Raw genomic sequence first — 907 nt, forward strand, 5'->3', positions numbered from 1 at the left:
GTGATGTGCGTCGGCGCGCTGGTTCTGGTGATCTGCGATCCCGCGCAACGCTCCACATTGCTGTACATGATTCCGTTCATGGCGCTGTGCTACGCGGGCTACTACGCCTCCGCGGCCTGGCGCAAACGGCATGGTGCCGGCCAAGGCGACGGCTGCGGCGGTGCCGGGCATGGCGGCGAAGACCATGGTCCGCGCGACGCCGGTCCCGGCAAGCGTAAGGCGGAGCGCGGCCGGTAGGCGGCGCGAATTCTGTCGGCGCGCACGGTAGACTTGGAGGAATGAGTCCAGAAGCGCTTAGTGAACTAATTTTCAACATCGCCAACAGCCTCGTGAACGAAGGCAAGGCAGGCACCCTCACCACCGATCTCATTCCCCCGCAGGCCAAATTCGCCGTCATGCGTCCGAAGGACCGCGCCCACGGCGATTGGGCGTCCAACGCGGCCATGCAGCTGGCCAAGAAGGCCGGCATGAAGCCGCGCGACCTCGCCGAGCTGTTCGCCGCCGAACTGGGCGACGCCGACGGCATCAAGTCCGTGGAAGTGGCGGGCCCCGGCTTCATCAACATCGTGCTCGACTCCGCCTCCGCGGCGGCCGTCGTCGACACCGTGCTCGCAGAGGGCGCGAAGTACGGCAGGAACGACCATCTTTCCGGCAAGACGCTGAACCTCGAATTCGTCTCCGCCAACCCGACCGGACCGATCCACATCGGCGGCACCCGCTGGGCGGCCGTCGGCGACTCCATGGCGCGCGTGCTCGAGGCCAACGGCGCCAAGGTGGTGCGCGAATACTACTTCAACGACCACGGCGAGCAGATCAACCGCTTCGCCAAGTCCCTCGTCGCCGCGGCGCACGGCGAGGAAACCCCGATCGACGGCTACAAGGGCGCGTACATCGATGAGATCGCCCA

At 66.5% G+C, this 907-nt stretch carries 1 protein-coding gene and 1 pseudogene; both read left to right on the forward strand.

What is annotated here, in order from left to right; all coding sequences use genetic code 11:
• A pseudogene (locus tag B3C64_RS02480) lies at positions 1–237 on the forward strand (hypothetical protein); the annotation flags it as partial.
• A 41-nt stretch (positions 238–278) separates the two neighbouring features.
• Positions 279–907: arginine--tRNA ligase (gene argS / locus B3C64_RS02485; protein WP_291533495.1), on the forward strand; the 629-nt coding region annotated here is incomplete at its 3' end.

This window comes from Bifidobacterium sp. UBA6881, from assembly GCA_002451435.1.
Classification (GTDB): Bacteria; Actinomycetota; Actinomycetes; order Actinomycetales; family Bifidobacteriaceae; genus Bifidobacterium.